The sequence below is a fragment of the Priestia sp. J2 genome, from assembly GCF_020790095.1.
In the GTDB taxonomy this organism is placed as follows: domain Bacteria; phylum Bacillota; class Bacilli; order Bacillales; family Bacillaceae_H; genus Priestia; species Priestia zanthoxyli.
The window spans coordinates 2243769-2267498 of the sequence record NZ_CP086208.1 but is presented as its reverse complement, the minus strand read 5'-3'; the positions used below and the strand labels follow the sequence as shown (position 1 = coordinate 2267498).

The 23730-nt window shown below is 38.2% G+C and carries 23 protein-coding genes; 5 read left to right on the top strand and 18 right to left on the bottom strand.

The features are described 5' to 3' along the window. The first annotated feature begins 227 nt into the window (after positions 1-227). Positions 228-833 carry an RraA family protein gene (locus LJY09_RS11360; protein WP_034266024.1) on the top strand — a complete coding sequence of 202 codons (606 nt, stop codon included), beginning with the start codon at positions 228-230 and terminating at the stop codon, positions 831-833. A gap of 22 nt (positions 834-855) precedes the next feature. Here the strand turns inward: LJY09_RS11360 and LJY09_RS11355 are convergent, their stop codons facing one another. The 5 genes from LJY09_RS11355 to proC form a co-directional block, all read right to left on the bottom strand. Beyond that, positions 856-1218: a VOC family protein gene (locus tag LJY09_RS11355; RefSeq protein ID WP_028413396.1), complete on the bottom strand. Its 363-nt coding sequence runs from the start codon at positions 1216-1218 to the stop codon at positions 856-858. Between the two features lie 38 nt (positions 1219-1256). Further along, positions 1257-1454, bottom strand: coding sequence for a cold-shock protein (locus LJY09_RS11350; RefSeq protein ID WP_013056990.1), 198 nt, complete (start codon positions 1452-1454; stop codon positions 1257-1259). 357 nt (positions 1455-1811) lie between these two features. After that, positions 1812-3074: a glutamate-5-semialdehyde dehydrogenase gene (locus LJY09_RS11345; protein ID WP_028413397.1), complete on the bottom strand. Its 1263-nt coding sequence runs from the start codon at positions 3072-3074 to the stop codon at positions 1812-1814. 114 nt (positions 3075-3188) lie between these two features. Further along, positions 3189-4295: a glutamate 5-kinase gene (gene proB, locus LJY09_RS11340; RefSeq protein WP_028413398.1), complete on the bottom strand. Its 1107-nt coding sequence runs from the start codon at positions 4293-4295 to the stop codon at positions 3189-3191. A gap of 87 nt (positions 4296-4382) precedes the next feature. Next, the gene (proC, locus tag LJY09_RS11335; protein ID WP_028413399.1) at positions 4383-5225 is read right to left on the bottom strand and encodes a pyrroline-5-carboxylate reductase; all 843 of its coding nucleotides are present in this window, start codon (positions 5223-5225) and stop codon (positions 4383-4385) included. 452 nt (positions 5226-5677) lie between these two features. On the opposite strand from proC, the gene LJY09_RS11330 reads away from it, so the two are divergent. Then, positions 5678-9238, top strand: a complete 3561-nt coding sequence (locus LJY09_RS11330; RefSeq protein ID WP_028413400.1) for a CheR family methyltransferase — start codon at positions 5678-5680, stop codon at positions 9236-9238. On the opposite strand, the gene LJY09_RS11325 is transcribed toward LJY09_RS11330, so the two are convergent. The 3 genes from LJY09_RS11325 to LJY09_RS11315 are packed head-to-tail and all read right to left on the bottom strand — an operon-like array spanning position 9235 to position 13087. Next, positions 9235-9855, bottom strand: coding sequence for a hypothetical protein (locus LJY09_RS11325; RefSeq protein ID WP_028413401.1), 621 nt, complete (start codon positions 9853-9855; stop codon positions 9235-9237). The genes LJY09_RS11330 and LJY09_RS11325 overlap by 4 nt on opposite strands. Further along, on the bottom strand, positions 9852-10529 hold the full coding sequence (locus LJY09_RS11320; RefSeq protein WP_261763673.1) for a cobalamin B12-binding domain-containing protein: 678 nt from the start codon (positions 10527-10529) through the stop codon (positions 9852-9854). The genes LJY09_RS11325 and LJY09_RS11320 overlap by 4 nt, the downstream gene beginning before the upstream one ends. A 23-nt stretch (positions 10530-10552) precedes the next feature. Further along, on the bottom strand, positions 10553-13087 hold the full coding sequence (locus LJY09_RS11315) for an AAA domain-containing protein (RefSeq protein ID WP_028413403.1): 2535 nt from the start codon (positions 13085-13087) through the stop codon (positions 10553-10555). Between the two features lie 301 nt (positions 13088-13388). Here LJY09_RS11315 and LJY09_RS11310 point away from each other — a divergent pair, with 301 nt between their 5' ends. Further along, entirely contained in the window at positions 13389-14426 is a 1038-nt protein-coding gene (locus LJY09_RS11310) for a LysM peptidoglycan-binding and 3D domain-containing protein (RefSeq protein WP_028413404.1), read from the top strand. Between the two features lie 20 nt (positions 14427-14446). On the opposite strand, the gene LJY09_RS11305 is transcribed toward LJY09_RS11310, so the two are convergent. From LJY09_RS11305 to LJY09_RS11290, 4 genes are all read right to left on the bottom strand, one after another. Further along, positions 14447-14923, bottom strand: a complete 477-nt coding sequence (locus LJY09_RS11305) for a GNAT family N-acetyltransferase (RefSeq protein ID WP_028413405.1) — start codon at positions 14921-14923, stop codon at positions 14447-14449. A 2-nt stretch (positions 14924-14925) separates the two neighbouring features. Next, positions 14926-15132, bottom strand: coding sequence for a zinc ribbon domain-containing protein (locus LJY09_RS11300; RefSeq protein ID WP_016764047.1), 207 nt, complete (start codon positions 15130-15132; stop codon positions 14926-14928). 165 nt (positions 15133-15297) lie between these two features. Next, positions 15298-16119 (bottom strand): MBL fold metallo-hydrolase, encoded by an 822-nt coding sequence (locus tag LJY09_RS11295; RefSeq protein ID WP_028413406.1) that lies wholly within the window; start codon positions 16117-16119, stop codon positions 15298-15300. A 290-nt stretch (positions 16120-16409) separates the two neighbouring features. Further along, entirely contained in the window at positions 16410-16619 is a 210-nt protein-coding gene (locus LJY09_RS11290) for a cold-inducible protein YdjO-related protein (RefSeq protein ID WP_014460174.1), read from the bottom strand. A gap of 144 nt (positions 16620-16763) precedes the next feature. On the opposite strand from LJY09_RS11290, the gene LJY09_RS11285 reads away from it, so the two are divergent. Beyond that, the gene (locus LJY09_RS11285; protein WP_014460175.1) at positions 16764-17213 is read left to right on the top strand and encodes a MarR family winged helix-turn-helix transcriptional regulator; all 450 of its coding nucleotides are present in this window, start codon (positions 16764-16766) and stop codon (positions 17211-17213) included. Between the two features lie 64 nt (positions 17214-17277). Here the strand turns inward: LJY09_RS11285 and LJY09_RS11280 are convergent, their stop codons facing one another. Both LJY09_RS11280 and LJY09_RS11275 read right to left on the bottom strand, forming a co-directional pair. Then, complete coding sequence (locus LJY09_RS11280; protein ID WP_016764045.1) at positions 17278-17697, bottom strand: organic hydroperoxide resistance protein; 420 nt, start codon at positions 17695-17697, stop codon at positions 17278-17280. Positions 17698-17853: 156 nt separating this feature from the next. Beyond that, the gene (locus LJY09_RS11275; protein ID WP_047751006.1) at positions 17854-19062 is read right to left on the bottom strand and encodes a DNA polymerase IV; all 1209 of its coding nucleotides are present in this window, start codon (positions 19060-19062) and stop codon (positions 17854-17856) included. Between the two features lie 164 nt (positions 19063-19226). Here LJY09_RS11275 and LJY09_RS11270 point away from each other — a divergent pair, with 164 nt between their 5' ends. Then, positions 19227-19805, top strand: a complete 579-nt coding sequence (locus LJY09_RS11270) for a DedA family protein (RefSeq protein WP_028413408.1) — start codon at positions 19227-19229, stop codon at positions 19803-19805. A gap of 48 nt (positions 19806-19853) precedes the next feature. Here LJY09_RS11270 and LJY09_RS11265 read toward each other — a convergent pair whose 3' ends face one another. From LJY09_RS11265 to LJY09_RS11250, 4 genes are read right to left on the bottom strand one after another with little or no spacing between them, the layout of a single operon-like run. Further along, entirely contained in the window at positions 19854-20333 is a 480-nt protein-coding gene (locus LJY09_RS11265; protein ID WP_028413409.1) for an RNA polymerase sigma factor, read from the bottom strand. A gap of 16 nt (positions 20334-20349) precedes the next feature. Next, entirely contained in the window at positions 20350-22359 is a 2010-nt protein-coding gene (locus LJY09_RS11260) for a DUF6449 domain-containing protein (RefSeq protein WP_028413410.1), read from the bottom strand. Next, a complete protein-coding gene (locus tag LJY09_RS11255) occupies positions 22334-23233 on the bottom strand; it encodes an ABC transporter ATP-binding protein (protein ID WP_028413411.1) in 900 nt (299 codons plus the stop codon). Before LJY09_RS11255 ends, LJY09_RS11260 begins: the two co-directional genes overlap by 26 nt. Then, a complete protein-coding gene (locus LJY09_RS11250; RefSeq protein ID WP_013083081.1) occupies positions 23226-23615 on the bottom strand; it encodes a GntR family transcriptional regulator in 390 nt (129 codons plus the stop codon). Before LJY09_RS11250 ends, LJY09_RS11255 begins: the two co-directional genes overlap by 8 nt. Between the last annotated feature and the right edge of the window lie 115 nt (positions 23616-23730).

The following is a 23730-nucleotide window of genomic DNA, read 5'->3' as shown; positions in this document are numbered from 1 at the left end:
TCGCTCCTATTGGTAATAAAGGAGATATGAGTTTACATGACGAATACCATACAGGAAACAGCGTCTCAGTATAGTACAATGCATCGAAAAATGGTTCTGAACACCTTTAATATTCCACGTTTGTAGTCGATTCGTAGTCAAATGTTATCTACTCCCCCTTTCATAAATAAGAGCTTTCTCTTATATGAATATGTATAGATAAACTAAAGTTACAAAGGAGAGATATGATGTTGAATGAACAGCTCCCATTATCAACAGCAAATTTATCAGATGCAATGGAAGGTGCCAACCACTTAGACTTTTCTATTAAGCCATTACAGCGTCATTACAAACTATTTGGGCCGGCTCTTACCGTAGATACGCCTGCTGGCAATAATTACTCAGTGCTTGAAGCGATTCGACTAGCGGAGCCCGGAAGTGTGCTCGTTATTGATGGTAAAAGCTACTGTAACCGTGCCTTAGCAGGAGATTTCGTAGTAGCCATGGCGAAGCTTGTTGGAATAAGCGGTATTGTACTAGATGGGGTTATACGAGATCAAGAAGACATCGAAAAGCTCGATTTCCCCGTATTTTGTAAGGGCTCTACGATCGCAGCAAGCAGCAAAAAAGAAAAAGGAAAGGTAAACGAGATCATTTCCTGCGGGGGCGTAAAAATCCGTCCTGGGGACTTTATTGCAGGTGATGACGGTGGAGTGATTGTCATTCCCAAGGAGCAAGCCGAAGAAGTATTAGCAAAAGCGCGAGAAAAATGGCAAAAAGATAAAGACCGAGAGAACGAAGTATTAATTAGCAAAGAAACGGTATATACCTATTTAGATAAAGCCCTAAAATAAAAGACCTCCGCTTGGAGGTCTTTTATTTGTCATATTGTAAAAATTCTAATCGATTTCCAAACGGGTCATGGACAAAAAAACGCTCTCTCCCTGCAATAGGCTCTTCTTCAGAAAGAACGCAGCCCGAATGTGCCAATTTACGTCTAAGCGTCTTGATATCTTCCACGACAAAAGCTGGATGCGCTTTTTTAGCAGGTATGTAGTCATCTTGAATACTGATATGCACTTCTTGAGTCCCACATTGAAACCATATGCCGCCTCTGTTCCTTAAATTTTCCGGCTTAAGAACAGTTTTCATTCCTAAAAGATTTTCATAAAAATTTCTTGCTTCTTGCTCGCATCCTTCTGGACCAAGAAGCTGAACATGATCAATTCCCAGAAACATCCACAAACCCCTTTCAAAAAACGTCTTCCTAAAAGTTATTAATCAATGACTCTAGGATTATGAATAACCTGCAGCTCTTTTACAGCTTGCTTCATTTCGCTTTTGCAAATTGGACAAGTTGGCTGATCTCCGCTTTTAAAGTTATCTCGAACCCAACAATTACACGTATCTGATGTACATTCCCAAACTTTTGTTTCTTCAATAACAGCCGGCTCTAAATTTTTACGATTATACATACACATCGTCTCCTTTAAACAGTACTTTTTAAGTGGATAATAAATGAAGATTAACTTAGCGTGTAAATGCGGTAAATGGTGCAAGATAAAGTGATACTATACATCCGTAAATCAATCTTTGAGGAATAATACGGCGTCTTGAAAGACTAAAATAAAAATGAAGTTATAACAAAGCAGATAGCAGTTGCTTTTCTTAAAACAACGGGATAGTCTGAAAAGAACAAAAATGAAGATCACAAAAATTATATATTTTACTATTATAACAGAGTTTATAATTTTTTACAAATCAGCTTCCATTTACTTGTTTTGCTTTTCATAAAAAAAAGCGAGCACATGATTAGGCTCGCTTTTGATTTCTTATCGAGTTTGTCCGTTTCCACTCATAATATATTTAATTGTCGTAAGTGCAGGAAGTCCCATTGGACCACGTGCATGAAGCTTTTGAGTTGAAATCCCAATTTCAGCTCCAAATCCTAAAGCTCCTCCGTCAGTAAAGCGCGTAGATGCATTATGATACAGTGCGGCTGCATCAACTAATGACATAAAGCGTGAAACGGCTTGTTCATCTTCTGAAATGATGGCTTCGGAGTGTTTTGTTCCATATGTTTCAATATGGTCAATCGCTTCATCCACACTCTCTACTACTTTCATCGCAATTGCTAAGCGTAAATACTCTTCGGCCCAGTCTTTTTCAGCCGCTGGTTTTGCTCCAGGAATTTCACCTACTGTCGCTTTGTCACCATATACTTCAATACTATGATCGTTGAATGCTTGAATCAATTCATCTTTATGAGAATCGAGCCAGTTTTTGTGCACAAGAACCGTTTCTGCTGCGTTACACACCGCTGGTCGATCTGTTTTTGCGTTAATCAAAATCGGAATGGCCTTCTTAACGTCAGCTTTTTCATCGATGTAAATATGACAGTTTCCGACTCCCGTTTCTAACACGGGAACGGTTGCGTTATTGACGACCGCTTGAATCAATGAAGCCCCTCCGCGTGGAATCAGCACGTCAATATGCTCTTTCATTGTAAATAATTCTTGCGTAGCCGCACGATCTGTACTTGAAATAAACTGTACCGCTTCTTTAGGAATTGGCGTTTCATCAAGAGCTTTATGAATAATGTCCACGATAGCTTGATTAGATGAAATAGCTGAAGAGCCGCCTTTTAACACAATAGCATTTCCAGATTTCAACGCTAGCCCTGTTGCATCTACGGTTACGTTTGGACGTGCTTCATAAATCATTCCGATCACGCCAAGAGGCACCCGTACTTGCTTTACATCTAGACCGTTATCCAATGTCCAGCTTGATAAAATATCGCCTGTTGGATCATCTAGCTCAGCAACTTCACGAAGGCCGTTTGCAAATTCTTTTACACGTTCCGCTGAAAGAGCAAGGCGGTCCATAAGCGCTTCGTCAAAACCTTTTTCTTTCCCGTTTTTTAAGTCTACTTCATTTGCTTTTAAAATATACTCCGTGTTGCTTTCAAGTGTAGAAGCAATCGTTAACAGCGCATCGTTCTTTTGCTTTGTTGTTAGTAAACTTAATTGCTTAGCTGCTTTTTTTGCTGAAATAGCTTGTTCTTCTACTGAATACGTTTCATTTGTTTGTAACACCAAATCACTCCTGGATTCGTTTTAGTTTTGTTTGATTTTAAAGTGTGAGGCATAAGAGGTAAATGCAATCATGCAAAGAAAAGGAAGGGCTCCTTTTCTTTACAGCATGTTTGCTTACAAACCGACCGGTACTGGAATTTCTAAGTGACACACTAGACCTTCGCTGTCAACAATCGGTTGATCAATTGGCTCGTTCAGTGCAAGTTCATCAGATGAATAATTTGTCACGCCAAGAGCCAACTCATTGTCATCTTTATCTAGAATACGTACAACTGCTCGTTCACTAAAGTGTCCTTTAATATATTTAACATGCTCGCGAAGTAAAGGCTCTTTATCTTCAATAATTGCACGTTTCGCGGCATCTTCGACTACTATTTCCCCTTCAGGACCAGAGTTAAACGCAATCCACTGCTTTTTCTGATTAAGGTTCGCAGAATCATCTTCAGATTCAAAATACGTTCCTGTTGCATCTCCGTCAACCGCTTGTGTTAAAATGTTTGGCACGCCAGCTCTTCCTAAAAATGCTGGAATTCCTGACGCCATAGCGATTTTGAACGCGTCAATTTTCGAGCGCATACCGCCTGTTCCAACTGAACTTCCTGAATCTCCTGCAGATTCTTCGATGTCTTGCGTGATTTCCCCTACATGAGGAACTAATTTTGCATTTGGATCCTGACGAGGGTCTGCGCTGTATAAGCCATCGATATCCGATAAAATAATAAGCAGGTCGGAATCCACTAGTCCAGCAACTTTAGCTGAAAGTGTATCATTGTCGCCAAATTTTAATCGATTGATGGTTACCGTGTCGTTTTCATTGACAATTGGTACGATACCACGTTCTAACAGCACATTAATTGTATTTCGTGCATTGTTGTAACGATTTTCGTCTGAAAAATCGTCTCTCGTAATTAAGATTTGAGAAGCAACGTATCCATGTGATAGAAACAGTTCTGAATAAGCCTCCATTAACAGTCCTTGACCAATTGAGGCAGCTGCTTGTTTTTCAGGTAAAGAGCTAGGTCGCTCTAAGCAGCCAAGCTTGCGGTATCCTGCAGCTACAGCTCCTGATGAAACCAATAGCACTTCATGACCGCTATCTTTTAAGTCTACGACTTGATCCACAAGGCGCTCGAGCTTCCGTCTGCTGATTTCACCGTGTGAACTTGTTAATGAACTACTTCCAATTTTAATTACAACCCGCTTCTTATTGTCGGGACTCATCAAATCACTCCTAGTGTGTTCTGTATGTTTTCTTGTTTATGATTATTTTTTTGTGGTGAGGAATTCACGAAGAAGATAAGTGACGAATTAATTAGTACTTGCCACTTTTTGTAGTTGAGCACTCATTTCTTTTGAACGCTTTGATGCTCCTTTGACTGCTTGCATCATTGCTTCTCCGCCGCCGTGTTTAGCTAAGGCGTCTAAACCAGCTGCTGTTGTACCGTTTGGAGACGTCACATTTTCACGAAGCTCCGTCGGCGTTTCATCTCTTTCCATCATCATTCTTGCTGCACCGTAAATGGTTTGGGCGCCAATTTCACGTGCTAGCTCAGGATCGAGACCTTCTTCTTTAGCTGCTTTTTCGATATGCTCCATAAGGAAATAAAAATAAGCGGGTCCACTTCCGGCAATTCCTGTGAAAATGTCCATTTGAGGCTCATCAATCACGTACACTTTTCCGATTGCAGAAAGCAGCTCTTTTGCTGTTAGCACAGCATCCATTGCAGCATATTGACCTGGAGATATAGCCGTTGCTGATTGCTGAATCATACTTGATGTATTCGGCATCACTCGAATGACCTGCTGTTCATCATGCAATAACTCTTCCATGTAAGAAGATGAAATCCCTGCAAGAACAGATAGGACAAGCTGGTCTTTGTTGATTTGAGGCTTTAATTCGTTTAATGCCTCTTCAGCGCCTTTTGGCTTCATCGCTAGAATAAAAACGTCAATGTCATCTGTTTTCAGCTCGCTGCGCTTTACTGCTTTGATACCATATCTATTTTCAAGTTCGTGCAGTCGCGCATCATTGCTGCGATTTGTTACGATAATATTTTCAGCAGGTAATTTCTTTGCATTGACCATACCAGAAATCATCGCTTCTGCCATTGATCCAGCACCTAAAAAAGCAACTTTTTGTTTTTGATCCATCAAATCTCCCCTGTCATTTGTTCGTATTTTTGTTCTCGTTTCTTTCAACGGTTCCTATAGTAACATGCTGAAAAAGAGTGTCAAGTTGAATTTAACCGTTTTTTTCCTCCTTGAGCGTATAACCTTATGCGTATGTAAGCGTAAACAAAATTTTTTTAAATATTTTTTTCTGCAAAAAAAAAACGATTTTTTTTATAAAAATACGTTTATATAAGGAAAATCGGGGCATACTATATAGTTTGGACTTTAAAATTTTTTTGCGAAAAATAGAGGAATTTTGAAAACGTTATTTGAACAATATAATAGGTTTGCTAAAATGAACCTATGTACCAGCATCTTGGTTTTTTTTGAAAAATTTACTTTTGATGTAAACCACGCTGTGCTGTCGACATTAAAATAAACAAAACGACATACAATCTAGGAAGTGTCGAAACATTATTGGAGGTTCTATTATGAAGAACAACTCGTTTTCTACAGTTCCATCGTCTTCAGAAGGAATAGAGAAACAGGATTTACACGTTGTGGGAATTGGCGCTTCTGCCGGAGGGTTAGAAGCTATTGAGCAGTTTTTCGCTAATATGCCTTCACCAAATGGAATGGCGTTTATTATTGTACAGCACCTTTCCTCTAAATATAAAAGTTTTATGCCAGAACTTTTAGCAAAAAAAACAGGAATGAATATCAAACTGACACAAGACGGGATGACTTTACAAGAAGACACAATTTATTTAAATCCTCCCCATCATTATGTGACCGTTGTGGATCATACTCTTCGCCTTCGTCCTTATGAAGAAAATGATCAGGTAAAGTATCCGATTGACGCCTTTTTTCATTCTCTGGCCGCTGCAAAAAAACACCGGTGCACAGCCATTATTTTATCGGGAAAAGGAAATGATGGAACAGGAGGAGCAAAAACGATAAGAGAGTATGGCGGAACTGTACTTGTACAAGATGAAAGCACAGCAAAGTACAGAGATATGCCCCTAAGCGCTATTGATGCACACCTTGCTGATTATATTCTTTCTCCTGCTGATATGCCTGACCTTGTGCAAACGCATGTCAGCCAAACTGAATTTACATATAATGAAGAAACGCTGCAATACATTTATTCATTAATAAAGAAGAAAACAGGCATCGACTTCTCTATGTACAAAAAAAACACGGTGCTGCGACGACTTGAAAAAAGAATGGCTTTACTCGATCCGCCCTCTCAAACGATGGAAGAGTACCGGGACTATTTATGTAAGGAAGCCGAAGAAATCGTCGAACTGCAGCGAGACCTGCTGATTGGAGTGACGCAATTTCTTAGAGATAAAGAAGCATTCTCTATTATTGAAGAACAAGTCATCCCTCAATTAGTTGAAAGAAAGATTCATAGCCAAGAAGATGAAATCCGCATCTGGGTAGCAGGTTGTTCTACTGGTCAAGAAGCATATACATTAGCTATTTTGCTTCATGACTATTTATCAACAATCAACCGTTATTTCGATGTCCGAATCTTTGCTACGGACATCGATCGTCATGCAATCAAAAGAGCGAGTCAAGGCATTTATGAAGAAGCGGAAGTTCATTCCTTCTCAGCAGCTCAGATTAATGAATATTTTGAGCAAACAAAACACGGTGGTTATCAAGTTAAAAAAACAATCCGTAAAATGATTGTTTTTGCCCCGCATAATATAGGAAAAGACTCGCCTTTTGTAAACGTTGATTTAATCAGCTGTCGAAATATGATGATTTACTTCCAAGCTGAACTGCAGCAGCGCATTCTGTCTCTTTTTCATTTTTCTTTGACAGAAGAAGGCGTACTTTTTTTAGGTCCTAGTGAAACAACGGGAAATTTGTCTGATTTGTTCCGCCCTATCAACAGTAAGTGGAAAATATTTAAACGTTCGGGGCAGCCCAGCCGACAAATTACAGGAGCTTTTAATCTTTCAAAATCCAGCTTGCATGAAGGTGATTTTTCTAGCGTACCGCTGCCAAGTCAACTTTATAAGCCTCTTCCTTCGCTTAAATTGGATGAGATGTATCAGTCAATGATTGATCATTTTATGAGCCCTTGTCTTGTATTAAATGAATACAACGAAGTGATATTTTGTTCAAAAGAAGCGACTCAGCTTATTAACGTTCCTGTGGGGAAGATTAATTATACCATTTTCAAAATGGTTCCCGTTCATGTCTCTTTAGCCATTGGAGCAGCTATTAAACGCGTAAAAGAGCAAGGTATGAGCGTATGCTGTCAGCACATTGAATTTGTCATAAACAACGTGCAGCGCCGTTTTAATATTACGATATCTGCCCTTCCAACAAATCACTCTCTTTACTTACTTATGTTTGATGAACAGACAGATAGTGCCATTATTGATAAGGAAGAGCCCATGTTTCTTAATCAAACAAGCTCTATTAGTGAGCTTGTAGTAGATTTAGAGCAAGAGCTTCATTACACACAGCAGCATTTGCAAACGACGATTGAAGAGCTAGAAACAGCAAATGAGGAGCTAAAGTCCACGAACGAAGAACTGATTGCTTCCAACGAAGAGCTGCAGTCCACAAATGAGGAATTGCAGTCTGTTAATGAAGAGTTAATTAGTGTTAACAACCAATACGAGCGAAAGATTGAAGAATTAACGGACTTAAACAACGATATTGATAATTTATTAATCAGTACAACTATTGCTACCATCTTCTTAGACGAGCAGCTGAATATTAAATTATTTACGCCGGAAACGAAAACAGTAATCAACGTTCTTCATCAAGATATCGGAAGACCTTTCTTTCATATTTCGCATAACTTTAGATATGACCATCTAATTGAGGACGCAATGCACGTTTTAAGAACAAATAACACCCTTCAAAAAGAAATTCAAAGCTACGATAACCAATGGTATAGCATGAAAATGATGCCTTATCGTACGAACGAGAATTTAATTAACGGTGTAGTTATTACGTTTATTAATATTACAGAAATTAAACGATCAAATGAAGAATTGGCTATTACATCATTTGCAGTAGCTCACAGTCCTACGGGCATTTTTATTACCGATCATCAAGGTAAAATTAAGTACATTAATCAAAAATTCATGGAGCAAAAGCATGCGCCGCAGGAAGTATTTGGACTGCACCTCTATGACTTATATACAAAAAAGCTGGGCGTTAAAAGATTCCCTAAGATTTGGAATGAAGTATATAGAGGAGAAAAATGGAACGGAGAAATTTCCTACGTCCAAGAAGACGGAGAAACCGTTTGGGAACAGTTAGCCTTAATGCCTGTTAAAAATGATCAGGATGAAATCATCCATTACATTGGGTTAAGCGAAGACATTTCGCAGCGCAAACAGTCGGAAATGATGCTCAAAAATTCAGAGATGCTGTCAGCACTTGGACAGCTGGCTGCCGGCATTGCTCATGAAATACGAAACCCTCTTACATCATTAAAGGGCTTTTTACAGCTTATGATGCAAGAAGAAACGTATAAAAAAGAATATATGGACGTTATGATGTCCGAGTTTAACCGCTTAGAACTGATTATTAGCGAACTGCTCATTCTAGCCAAACCCGAAGTCGTAAAATATGAAAATAAGCAGATAAATTTAATTCTTCAAGACGTATGTACACTGCTGCATACACAGGCCATTCTTAAAAACATTACTATTTCAACGGATTTTGAAGAAAAATTACCTGTTGTTCATTGTATTGAAAAAGATATGAAACAAGTATTTATCAACATGGTGAAAAATTCTATTGAAGCGATGGATGACCCCGGGTCTATTCTAGTGGTATCTAAATTTGATCCAGATACAAATCAAGTAGTCGTCCAAGTGATAGATGAAGGAAAAGGCATGCCGAAAGATCGATTAACACGAATTGGCGAGCCTTTCTATACAACAAAAGAAAAAGGAACAGGATTAGGATTGATGGTGAGTCATAAAATCATTAGTAATCATAAAGGAAGCATTTCGTATGATAGTGAAGAAGGCAAAGGAACAACGGTAGAAATCCGATTGCCGCTTTCTTAATGTACTTTGTTCTTCTGTCTTAAGCAGTCAAGCTCCTGATTAATTAAATCTTGAATGTCAAACAAATGTGTAGAGACCAATTCAATATACTCTCCTTTTCCTGCTTCAATTACGTCGGAGCGGATAATACTTAGGAGATCTTGAATGGTTAGCACATTTGTTTTCATTTCTCGAAAATGACGCTGAAGATCAACTAGCTGCATTTTTTTCGCCGTTTCTACATCTGTTTCTCTGACCGAAAAACCTTGGTTCACTTGTGGTGAGTCTTGCATAAGTATAGAGCGAAACTGTTGAAGGGTTGATTGAACACTCGTCATATGCTCATGAATAGGATAGCAGAAAACAGCATGCAGCGAATGGTACGCTTCAGGTTTAAAATGAAAATCAAAAAGAGCAACCGGGTTGGAAAACGTGCGCATATTTACTTCGATTTGCACTTCTTCCTTTCCCTGGAGTGCTCTTTTTACTTTTTCTTGGCTGTCTTCATCAACTAGATCTAAAAAGTTCTGAACAGGCGGGAAATTTTTCGTGACGCTTGGTGTAAATTCAATTATTTCGTTGTCTTTATTGAGTAAAAACATTGGAACCGGAATGTGTTGAATCGGCAAACTGATCATATTTCTTCCCCCATTGCTAACATTTTATCTTGCGTCGAACTTTCTTTATTGTTGATTAGAAGCCAGTCTTTAAAAGCTTGAATATGATTAATGAATATAGTTTTTGAAGATCCTGAAGCCGATAAATCATGCGTGCTGAGAAGCCTGCTGCCTACTAATACAAGAGGACTTTGCGGCATGCTTTCAATCTCAGCAATGTATTTTTGTAAATCAGGCAGCAAATGCACTTGTGAGACGGACAAACATACTACATCAGGATCCCATCTTTCAATGCTTTTTAGAGCGAACGGCAGCGGCAAGTTTGCTCCTAAGTTTTTAACTTCCCATCCGTGTTCGCTCATAAGTCCTGCAATCATTTTAATGCCTAAGTAATGCTCTTCTCCTTCAATACAAAAAAGAAGTGCTCGATTACGCTGAAGCAATTGATGCTGTGATAGATGAAAGCGAGTTAACACATAGTCACAGGTTGCAGTAGCCAAATGCTCGTCCGCGACTGAAATTTTATTTTCTTGCCACCTTTTCCCTATGTCATACATCGCTTCTGTCAGAAACGTATATACGTCAGTTGAAGAATGGCCTTCTTCTATATATATAGCAATGAGCAGCCAGCTTTTTTGAACGTCTCCTTCTAGCAAACAATCAGCTAAAGCCGCTACACTACGAGAGTAAACGATAAGATCACGCCCTTTTCCTAAAGTTACAATAGATCTCTAGGCAAAACTTCTTTTTTGCACGATGGACAACATGCGTAGACGCCTTTATTTTCATCATACTCTACGTTCATCGGCTGCTTGCATGCTCTACATACAGCATGTACGTAGTTTAAATATTTTTCCACTAATAAACGTGTTGCCCCACTTGTTTTCCCGCAATAATAGCAAATAAACCTTACTTTTCCTTTTTTTGTTATCTCTACTTCTCGCATATGCTGACAGGATTCACAGCGATCCCAGCTGCGAAGGTAATTACTCAAAGAATATTGTGGTTTATTTGTTTCTATATGCATTTTTGTTTCTTGATTTCTTGTTTTATCTTCTGTAAAATCAATTGACCGAATAAGCTGTTTAGCGCCTAGCTTTGACTCAATTCTAGCTGCCATAAACGCTTCATTTTTTCCGCCGTAAGGCATATTGATCCATATAGTGGATTCATCGATGATAAGCAGTGACATCGGAACAGCAGATGAAATGACATGAGCACCGTCAATTCGAACTTCTTTTGGTTCACGAGTAAGAACGGTCACTTCACCTTTAAATGAATGTAACATCTCCCGTATTTCTTGAGGAACAAGCGAAGCATAAGGAATACACAATAAAATTTGCTGCCGAGCTTGATATAAATCTTTTTTTAACTGACTGCTGTTCGATGGATGGTACCAAATCAATTTCCGATGCTGAATGACTTCTTTTAAAAATTGCTGAGGTTGGTATACTTTTTGATTTTCGTTAAAGTGGTTGACCAACTTCCATAACGCTCGCTCCTTTGGTACACGCTGCTGGACAAACGACTCGTCTGAAAGCATCATAAATTTTCCTTTTGAACGCGTCACCGCTACATTTACCAATCGGTCGCTATTTTCATTTGTTAAAAGTAAACCTGGTTTTGACTGCGGCTTTGTATCGACCGTATCAAAAATCATGATATCTCGTTCCGCGCCTTGAAATTTGTGTACGGTTGCTGCGATTATATCGCTGGCTGGTTCAATATCTTGAAGAAATGCATTGATCAATTTAGCTTGAGACTTATAGGGAGTCACATAGCCAATAGTAGCCGAAGAAGCTTTGCGTGCCCGCAGTATCAAACTTACCGCCAAAACAGCCGTTATCACATTATAGCGTGAACCGGAAGCGACATCTCGCATAGCGGAAGAATGCAACTGACCAATGTTAAGCATAAGCGCTGCTTCATGAGCAAACGGCCGGCTGCTTGCTACTACTTCTCGACTTGTTGTGACAGATGGATGATCCCCTACTCGATTGCTGTAAATATAGCGATTTGTAAAAGCTGAGATATCTTTATGCATTCTTCTTTGCTTTTTCAACATAAAAAGATGCGGGTGGATCTCACCGCTTTCTACTTGCTCTACAAGACCCGTCTGCTCAAATAAATCTCGCTGCAGCCACTTCTTCACTTCAGCATGAGAAGATTGAGATACCGGGGGAAGCTGTTTAAAATCGCCGCATACGACAATTCGTTTTCCTAACGTAGCTGCAAAAGCAATTTGCGGTGCATATGCCATACTAATTTCGTCTACCACAACCATATCAAATTCACTTTGATAAAGTAATCGGTCAATAGCCGCTTTTGATAAAGTAGTGCCTACAATATACGCTTGATCAAAAACATTTTTCTCCGCTTCAATCCACTTGTTACGAAGGGCGTTTAGCTTTTTGTTAACTTGGTGAAGCTGGTGAGCTCTATTGGGATATCTGCTTAAGTAGACTCGTTCTTCTTGCAAATCACGCATCTCCTGAGCTAAATCCGGATCATCTTCTCCAATGACTTCTTCTACTTTTATATTTTCTAAGCCGCTGCTTTTTGTTGCTCCGTATCGAATGAGTTTTCCTTTTTTCCAAGCTTCTTTCTTTTTTAACTGACGTGCAGTTTCTTGCAGCAAACCGTCCACCGCTGCATTACTGTGAGATAATAAAAGGACACGCTTTGATTTCCGGTAATAGCTTGCCGCGATTTTGGACAGCGTATATGTTTTCCCTGTTCCAGGAGGCCCCCAAATATAAGTAGTACGGTTATAACGCGCTCGCAGCAACACTTCATGAAGAGCGTTCTTAGACGTATACTCTTTATGACGAACAGGACTATCGCCTCTCATAAGACGTTTGATTCTTACTATTTTTTGCTTGTAGTCTTTTGCTTCCGTCAGTCTATCAATGAGCGCCTGCAATAATTCCCATGGTTCGTTATATATATCGAGTTCGTCTACTTCTTGTCCAATAAACGCATCTATTTTAAGGTACAAATCAAATCCTTCCGTTCCGATAACTTCTCCTTTACTTTCTTTATGCTGGTGGACAAGGCGTACCTGAGCTCCATCAAAAAGGTATAAATCGGCTGTGCGTTCAAAGCGGTAAAGATACGCATCTCCCTGCTGCCCTAAGTACTCTCCTTTTCCTACCGTATGCTTTTCTCCGCCGTGTTTCTTCATATAATTAATCTCAATTGAAAGTGCGCGCACCCATGCTTTTAAATATGAAGAGATAGAGCGTTTTTCCATAGATGTCTAACTCCCTTTTTATCCGTTCATTTCTAACTTGTCTATTCTATCATGTCATTTGAATATAGCATAGCTTCTTTCCTCTTCATTTTTATAAAAGGAGAACACCTTTTTTACTAGTCTATCTCTCCAGACAAATTAAGACTTTTTTCATCATAATCGTAAAAAAACTGCGTTTTTTCTATATTTTTAGACGTATTGTTACAAACTTGTAATATAAAACCTACCATTTTGTCATGAGTTTGTTACATATTGCTGATAGAATAAGAGACAACTATTGGAAATAAAGGAGAATTATTAGATGAAAAAACACATTTTTACATTAGGGGCCACAGCTTTAGTATCAATTGGAATTGCAGACGCAGCATCGGCTGACACAGACACGCATAAAGTAAAAGCTGGAGAAACGTTATTCAGCATCTCACAGCAGCATAATGTAACAGTTGAGGACTTAAAAAAGTGGAATGGTCTTTCTTCCACACTAATTTATGCAAACCAAACATTACAAATTGGATCTACATCTACTGACTCTTCATCTAGTTCAACTCCAACTACAACATCTTCAAATCATACATATACAGTAAAATCAGGTGACACGCTTTATCGTATCGCTAAAGACAACGGTACTTCTGTACAGCAGCTAAAAGAGTGGAATAACTTATCTAGTCATTTAATTTATGTGAATCAAGTATTAAAAATAAACGGAACAGGAACAGTTTCATCATCACCTTCAGCACCTGTACAAGAAAAAACAAACGAAACGCAAGCATCCCCGGCTCCTAGCAACAGTAAAAGTTATAAAGTTCAGCCTGGAGATACAATGTGGAGCGTAGCACAGCGACACGGCATTTCAATTTCTCAATTAAAACAGTGGAATAACTTATCGTCTAATACGATTTACATTAATCAAGTGCTACAAGTAGGCGGACAAGCTGCAGCTCAGGCGAAACCATCAACGCCATCACCTGCTGCTCCTTCAACACCGTCAACTTCAGCACCGTCGACTTCAACGCCGGCACCTGCTCCAGCGCAAGAAAGTAAGTCGGTTTCGAAAGAGATTACGGTTGAGGCAACAGCTTATACTGCTTACTGTGCGGGCTGCAGCGGAATCACTGCTACAGGCATCGACCTAAGGTCAAATCCTAATCGAAAAGTAATTGCAGTTGATCCTCGCGTGATTCCATTAGGTTCTCGCGTATACGTAGAAGGTTACGGAGAAGCAATTGCTGGAGATACTGGCGGTGCCATTAAAGGTACTCGCGTTGATTTATTTATGGCATCTCAAAGCTCAGCTTTAAATTGGGGACGCAAAACGGTAAAACTTCAAATTTTAGATTAATCATTAAAAGCAGAAGCGTGTTAGTCGCTTCTGCTTTTTAATTTCTTTTCAAACATAATCATATCGATAGCTTGCAGGCCATTCTCGTAAATTGGTGGAGCGTACTGCAAAAAGAAATTCTTTTTGACACCGCTTTGATAAAAGCCTGCCTTTTTATAAAATGCTATGTTTTCAAGACTGGAGTCCGCTGTTCCTACAATCATTTTAGAATATTGGTTACGTTCATACAGTACTTCTAACTTTTTAATGACTTTGCTGCCGATTCCTTTTCCTCTGTATGCTTCTTTTAAACCGATATTCTTTACTTCTACTGCCGATTCCCCTTCATCGGTGAGGCACTGCACAACTCCTATCTCCTTCTTTTCATACACAATGGTAAATAAGGAACCTTCATTTATATACGACTTCACTACTTTTTCGTCTTCATCCCCTATTAATAGCAGGTTTAAATAGGAAGCGTGCCGGTCTTTATCAATTTCAATAAGGTTGATACTCATTTTCATCCTCCAAAAAATAAGTCAATAATATTGCTGCCTCTTGAAGATGATTTATTATATAGCTCTGAATACCCGCAGCTCGTGCAATATACCACAGTAAATTGATTGTGCTGAACGTCTAAGTATCTAGACAGCCCCGTTCCCGTTGTAGCAATTTCTTTTGTTTTTGCTTCTGTATGTCCGCATTTTACACAACCGTTTTTCCCCATTGCCATACTCCTTTACAAATAAAATAACTTCTTATTTATATGAACGGATATAAAAGGAAAAAGTTTCATTAAATTGATAAATAAAGGAAAGTAAGAAACCGCATATCCAACAGAAGATGCGGTTTCTTACTTTTAATATCAACGGGATGACTGTACACTCGATTTCTATAACAGCAATTCTCTTTTCATAATTTCAACGTTTTTCTGATGACATTGTGCCGTGAAATCAGATGGGAATGCCAATTTGTCGTTTAGCTTATCAAGCGCTTCTTTACTGTCTTCTTTCACTGCAGCTTGCAGTTCATCTAAATAAGAGCTGGCCATCTCCACTCGTCTTTGAATTTCAGCTCGATGATGTGTCGTTTTTCCGTGTCCGGGAACTAGCGTTAGATTTTGGTGCTTAGCTAAAATGTGTCGCGCAGTAGCAAGCGTGTCGCGGTAATCGTTTACACTTTCATATATGTACGGATATTCAAAGTCCGATAAATAATCCCCTGCGATCCATATTGAATTATCGACAATCATAAATAGTCCATCGTTTGTATGACCTTTTGCAAAATAACAGGTAATAGATGTTTCACCTAAGGTAATGTGCTGTTCATTTTCGGTTACCACAATATCCAGCTCCGGGAATATAATATCATGAGATCTTTTTATATAATAGTCATGATCAAACTGCTTAATCATTTGAACTTTTTCTTCTTTGTCCGGATGATTTTTTAAAAATTTGCTGCCGATAAAGGTGGCATTTAATTCTAAGAAAGCGCCATACCCAATGACATGATCAAAATCTCCGTGAGTAAAAAATACATACAGCTTGCGATGATTTAAAATCTCTTGAACATGCTGTTTAATTTCATTAATTTCGTGAGGAAGCCATGTTGGATCAACAACAATCACACAGTCTTTTGTTTCAATCACTGCAGATGTTGTTTGAAATAGCGCGCTTTCAAAAACCGTCATTTGCTCCGTTTTGTATTGAATCATAGAGAACAGCTCCTTATTTTTTCTATCACCCTTATTATAGCGGAAATAGAAAGATAAGGGCGCGTATGACGATTTATAAAACGAAACTATGCAAGATGTGATAAAATGCGGAACCAGCCAAACAATGAAATCCAAATAGGAATACTAAATAAGGTTCCCCAAAATAAACCTTTCAAAAAGTTCCCTTGATTCATTCTGATATTCCTCACCTTCATCGTATGTTGGTTCTTAGTCTAGCTCAGCTTAATGAAATTTTAGTGAAAAATAAAAAAGAAGCAGCTGCTTCTTTTTTATTTATTATAAAATTGGTGATCGTACTTAATTTTCGGCAGCTCGCGTACTTCCTGCGACATTCCTGTTCCGCACATCGGACAGTTATAATCAACCGTAACAAAATCTTCTCTCATCCACCCATTACATGATTCAGATTGACACGCATATACAGTCGTATCCATCATTTGATCTACTTCTTCTTCTACGGCTTTTTTTGCAAAATACATGTGCACAGCTCCCTTTTTTTCTTAGTATATGTAAAATTCCCATTTTTTATTTACAGCTTGATCACTTTTTCATCCAGCGTTATTGGACACCCCTATTTAATTGTGTATAATTAAATAAAAAGCAATAGACTGGAGGCAACATGAATGGAACAACTTTATAAGCAGCTGCAGCTAGAAAATCAGCTTTGTTTCTCAATTTACGCCACGTCTCGAGAAATTACAAAGGTGTACAAGCCGCTGCTCGATAAATTAGGAGTAACCTATCCGCAGTATTTAGCTCTTCTTGTTTTATGGGAACATGAAACACTCAGCGTGAAAAAAATGGGCGAACTTCTGTATTTGGATTCAGGCACCCTTACTCCTATGCTAAAAAGAATGCAGGATCAAGAATTAGTGATTCGTGAACGTTCTCATGAAGATGAACGCGTTGTTTTTATTAGTTTAACCGAAAAAGGAAAAAAATTACGTGATAAAGCTTGTCATATTCCAGAAGAAGTTTTTAGCATGACAAATAAGTCACAGGGAGAATTAGAAAAGCTGAAAGAAACGCTGCAGGAGTTACTGCAATCACTGCATACGTACAATCAAAAATAGACCATATAAAATTGCACATAAAAAAAAACGCCTGGATTTCAGAAAAATCCAAGCGTTTTTTTATTTACTCAACCGTTGTATTTAACGTTACGTTAACATTTCCGCGCGTTGCTTTAGAATACGGGCAGAATTGATGTGCATCTTCTACTAGCTTCTCAGCTACTTCTTGTGAAACGCCTTTAATATGAGCGTTTAACACCACGCCAATTTTGAATCCATCATCAGTGTGGTCTTTTAGTAGACTTACTTCTGCAGTAATAGACGAATCAATGTCTTTTTTTTGTTTCTTAGCGATTAAATTTAAAGCGCCGTCAAAACAAGCAGAATATCCTGCTGCAAACAGCTGCTCGGGATTTGTTCCTTCTTTTTTGTTATTTGGAGAAGGATTTACAAGGGTTAAATCAATAATACCATCATCTGATTTAACTCGACCATCTCGGCCTCCAACCGCTGTTGCTTTAGATGTAAATAGTGCGTCTGACATAAGATCACCTCATAGATTATTTTATGTAATTTCATTGCAGACAATTAAAAAAGTCGCAATCAAATTCATTTTGTAATCACTTTGATTACCGTGATAGTAATGTACTTCCCCTTCTATAATGAGTGTAAACCTATTATTTTATACAAAAAAAGAGAGTTACCTCTCTTCTTTTCCTCTTTGTTTTTTTAAACCGCTTTGAATAATGTTATCTCCATATTTTTCACGCAAACTTTCGACCGCTTTGTATAAAGGCTCTTTTTTTGCTTGTTCTCCGTATGTAAACAAATCCAACTGTTCTTCTTCTTGGAGTTGGTGACTCACTTGAAGAGCAGCTACGCCCAATAAACGAATCGGTTCTCCGTTCCAATGCTTTTGAAATAATACCGCACTGTAATGAAAAAGATCGTTTGGCTCGCTAATTGCTTTAGAAATAGTTTGGCTTCGAGTAATGGTTTTAAAATCACTATATCGTATCGTTAACTGAATCGTTTTGCTTACAACTTTTTTCGCTTTCATACGAGAACTCACTGAGTGCGATAGTTTATTTAAAATAGGCAGAACTTCATGTTCATCTACTGCATTTTGAGATAGCGTCGTAGAGTTTCCAATTGATTTAAACTGTGATTGGCGATCAGGGTTCACCTGTCGATCATCTTGGCCCCACGCTCGGTCTCTCATAACTTCTCCTTTTACTCCGAGAGTTTGTTTAAGAAGACCGGGAGCGGCATTTGCTAGATCACCGATCGTCACCACCTTAATCGCATTTAGCTTTTCAGCTGTCTTCTTACCGATTCCGTGCATTTCCTCTACGGCTTTTGGCCAAAGAACTGTCTGGACATCTCTTTTTCGAAGAACGGTAATTCCTAAAGGTTTTTGCATATCACTTGCAGTTTTGGCTAAAAATTTATTCGGTGCGATTCCAATTGACACAGGAATTTGCAGCGTCTGTATTAAATGCTGCTGAATGGACTTTGCTATGTCAAGAGGAGAGCCTAATTCAGCACAGTTTGTAATATCCAAATAGCCTTCATCAATTGAAGCGGGCTCTAAAAGAGGTGAAATGGTTACTAAATAATCAAACATGTTTTTGGACACTTGGCGATATAATGGAAAATTAGGCTTTATAACAACCAGCTCGGGGCATTTTCTTTTCGCTTCCCAAAGAGGCATAGGCGCATACACTCCGCGTTTACGAGCAATATAGTTACAGGTTACAACAATTCCTCTTCGTTCTTTTGGATTGCCAGCAATAGCAAGAGGCTTATCTTTGAGCGTATGATCATGTGCGGTTTCAACAGATGCATAAAAAGCATTAGCATCAATATGAAGAATAACTTTGCCGTTTTTAGGGTACATCATTTTCATACTATCACCTCTTTCTGTATAATTAATCCCCGAAAGAAGAACGTACATTCTTATTTATTATAACTCTTTTTTCCTAAGTTGTGCGTACCTATACTTTATTTTTATTTTGAGCGAACACTGTGTGTCACTCTCTCGTATTCTAATGAAGAAAGGAGGAAGAAAACGTGATTGATCAGCTTATCGGAGCCATTAACCAATTAGGCTACGGATATTTCTTTTTTATCATTTTAGTCGGAGCCAACCTTACTCCTATTCCTGACCCAGTATATATTATGCTTGCAGGCAGCCAGGCTACGTCTCCATCCGTTCAGTATATTCCAGCTTTTATACTTACCTACAGCGGCATGATGCTTAGCTTATACCTCAAGTTTTTGATAGCCAGTCTTTTTTCAGCTCAGGCGCTTGCGCTATTAAAACGCCCGCGATGGGAAAAGAATGTCATGAAAGTTGAGCGAACAATTCAAGAATATGGATCTCACGCCATCATCGCAAGCTACTTTTTACCAGGAATGCGACATGTGATGCCTTTTTTTCTCGGGGCAAGCGGAATGAATCATCGTCATTACATTAAAGTCTCATTTTCTTTTGGTTTCATTTGGACGCTGGCTTTATTTATTTTCGGTTCCTTTTTTAATACGACATCTTCTTATACTGATGTGATTGAGATCACTTTAGCTTTTTGTGCGATCAGTTTGATTATCTATGCCGTCCAAAGAAGAAAAATACGAAAAAAACAGCAGTAGTTTGTGTAAAAAAGTTCTTTTTCACAAACTGCTGCTGTTTCATTTATATTAAATGACTTCATTATATCCCTTCACAAAGTATTTGCGCGCGCGGTAAAGAGCTGATTTTAACGTAGTCATCTGCATATTTAATAACTCGGCAATTTCTTCATATTTAAATCCTAATCCATATTTTAACAGAAGCAAATTGCGATACTTAGGATTCAATTGATTTAAAATCGCCTGACATTCAGCCGCTTCTTCATTTCTGAGGACCTGCTGAATAGGCGTATACATAACGGGTTCTTCTTTGTAAGAAGACGTATAGCGGTCTTTCACTATTTTACGCCTTCCTAAGTCACAGCGTTTATTTAATGCGACGCGAAACATCCAAGCTTTTATTTTTTCAGGATCGACCATTTCTTGTTTTTCTAAATATTTTAATGCTACTTCTTGCGTAATATCTTCGGCGTCTTGTCTATTCACACCATTTTTTAATAAATAAGCCAGCACCTGATTTAAATAATCTTGTAATTCCTCGCCGCACATAATAAGTTCTCCCTTGTTATTTTAGTTTTTCTTTTAGTTCTGCTGGCAATTCATTTTCATTCAACATATAAATCTGAGGAGTATCTACTTGGTCTTTGTAATAAAAAGCAACAAGATAATCTCCCGTGTCTCGTAAGTTCGCATGTTGAAGAAGTGTTTCTACCTGCTGATTGTTTTTTACTTTAATTGCTTTCTCATCCTTCATTAGAGATGTAAACTCTTCTTGAAGACGATAATCGTTTTTAAGATGAGAAGAATTTTTAAACACTTCGGTTTTTTCTACGTCCTTTGGCATGAGACGAGCACGTTCATATAAACCCTCTTTTTTCAGCCATGCTTCTACTTCGCTATAAGACTTATCCCAAGATGCAGTTTGTACGTACTGTCCTTTTCCATCCATAAACTCAATTGAAGCCCAGCTTTCTTTTGTGCTGTACATTTCATCAAACGTTTCGTTCATCATCGACTGTTTGACTACGTGTATAAGTCCTTGTACTTTATCTGGATTTGTAATGTTGATTGAATTTGACTTTCCTTGAACAGAAAAACTCACGCTTTTAATTTTATCCGTGTTTTTTGTTCGTAAAAGCGGATGGAAATTTTCTTTGTATTCTTTTGTTTCTGCAATTTCTTTATAAAAAGCTTTATAGTCTGAAAATGGAATAAAGTATTCTCGGACCATTTGTTTTCCATTTTTTAATTTATAAGCAAATACAGCCATTTTACCGTTTCTGCTTTCTATTTCACTTTGTTTATCAGGATCCAGCTTCTTATCTTTAGATGCTGTAATTTGTTTTTGCAGCTGACGAACGCTCTGAATCGTTTCTTTACTTGTATAGTAATATGGAGCTTCATAATAGCCATTCATTCCATTTGCATAGTTTTCAGGTTTATCAGTCAATGGATATATATCTTCATCGAAATATACACTTTCAATCTCTGAAGCTGCCGGTACTTTAGTAGAGTAGCCAAATACATCTAAATGAATGATAAAGCCAACGATAGCTGCGGCTATAACAAAGCCTAGATACCCTTTCCATTTCGTAAAGATCCGCCACGTTTTATTTAAGATAATTTGAGCAACTATATAACCTATTAATGAACCAATAATATAGCCTACGACCATCCATGAAAATTCACCTTTCATGCTAATAAAGTAAAATCCGCCTAACATGAGTGAACAAGCGGTTACTCCGTATACGAATACCGGTTTTAACCAGCTAACTGAAATGGTTTGCGTAGCAGCTTCTACTTTTCTTTTTTGGTAGGTGATTAAAGCAATGATGTAAAATAAGACAATGAGTCCAATATAAACAAATGCACTAGTAGAAAAGCTTTTATGAGCTACCATTTGCGCTACGTGTGAAAACGGAACAAGGCTGTCAACATTTTTGTTCACGTAATAGTCATACGCATAACCGTACCAGTAAAACTTTACATTAGATATAGCTAAATAAGAGATTCCGCCGGGTAGAAGAAATAGAACATATAAAAAGATTCCTTGGAGGACAGACATTCCGGTGAACATTCCCGCTAAAACAGTTCCAGTCAGCACAAATAAGTTAATTAAAATACTGTAACCGACCCAGCTTAGAACATCTCCTGTTGTATAAACATCCTCAACGGTTAAAACTCCTTTAACGGCAAAAGTAACGACTCCCGTAATTAAAATAGGAACAACTAAAACCAACGCGCCCAGAAGCATATTTTGATGAAACAGCGTAGAACGCTTAATTGGTAAACTATGAATATAGTCAGCCGCAATCTTCGTTTGGATATATCTAAATAGAAAAATACCAAGTAACACTGGTACAACAAACATAAACACAAATTCCAGCCCATCCAATACGTTAAATAGCGTATCTGGTTTTTCTATATAAGGCTCTACCTTTCCTGTGAAAGTAAAAATCAGTTGTAAAGGTAAAGCGAACAGCAGTACTAGCAAGTATACAAGCCCAATCCATCCCACGTTTCTCATGGATTGAATCCACATGCCGCGGTTAAACGATGATGTTTTCGATTGCATAACCCACATCCCCCATTTCATAAATAAAGATTTCTTCCAGCGTAAGTGGCAAGATGTCAAAAATTAAAGGTTTATACGATCGGACTTTGTTGACTAAGTGATTTTCTTTTCCTCGAACAATACAAAGCAAGACGCTTCCTCGTTTTTCTTGATATAAAATGTCTAGCGTGTCATAAAGCGCTAGCGGCACATCTCCTTCGAATGCAACTTGAATTTTGTGCACATCAGACTTTAAATCATCCAGCTCTTTTTCAATTAATAATTGACCGTGATGCAAGATGCCTACATGATCACACAGATCTTCCACTTCTCGCAGGTTATGTGACGAAATTAAAATCGTCATTTCCCGTTCTGCCACGTCTTGAACAAGAAGGTTTTTGATTTTTTGACGCATTACCGCATCTAAACCGTCGAGCGGCTCATCTAAGATAAGTACATCAGGCATAGCAGACAGCGCTAACCAAAAACCTACTTGACGCTGCATTCCCTTGGACATTCTATGTACCTTTTTATGTAATTGAATTGGGAAAGCTTCTTTTAATTTTTGGAACCGTTCTTCGTTCCAAGTCGGATAGACGCTTCTATAAAAAGACGCTAATTGCTTAATCGTTGTTTGAGGGAAAAAATAAAGAGAATCTGGCATAAAAATAATACGTTCTTTTAAACCAACGTTTTCGAATACTTCCTCGCCGTCTATGGCAATCTTTCCGTGATCCTGCTTGTAAATACCTGCAATGATTTTTAATAGCGTTGTTTTCCCTGCCCCGTTGGAGCCAAGCAGTCCGTAAATAGATCCTTTTTTTATAGAAAGCGTGACGTCTCTTAGAGCTTCCATTTCTTCAAACTCTTTTTTTATCGCCTTCAGTTCAATCACTATCGCTTCCTCCTTTTACTGCTTTTTCAGCCTGTGAAATAAGTGATAGAATTTCATCTTTGTCCATTCCTAAATACATAGCTTCTGCCAACAGCTTTACTAATTCTTCTTTCATCTTTTTCACCTTCTCGTTATTTAGTGTATCAACTTGAGGCGTTACAAAACTTCCTTTGCCTGGAACTGAATAAATATAGTTTTGATGTTCTAGTTCACGATACGCTTTTTGAATTGTATTTGGATTAATCGTTAATTCTTTTGCTAACAGCCGAACAGATGGAAGCTTTTGATCAGCCTTAAAGACTTCATGAATAATAAGCTCTTTCAATTTATCTACTAATTGCTCGTATATCGGCTTACGACTACGAATATCTAAATCGAACATAGTCTGCCTCCCTTCATCTACCCAAAATCATGATGTGTGTACTAGGTGTATTAACTGTATTACTTATCGCATTACAGTTAATATTATAGTATGTTTTCTGGAAAAAACAAGTACT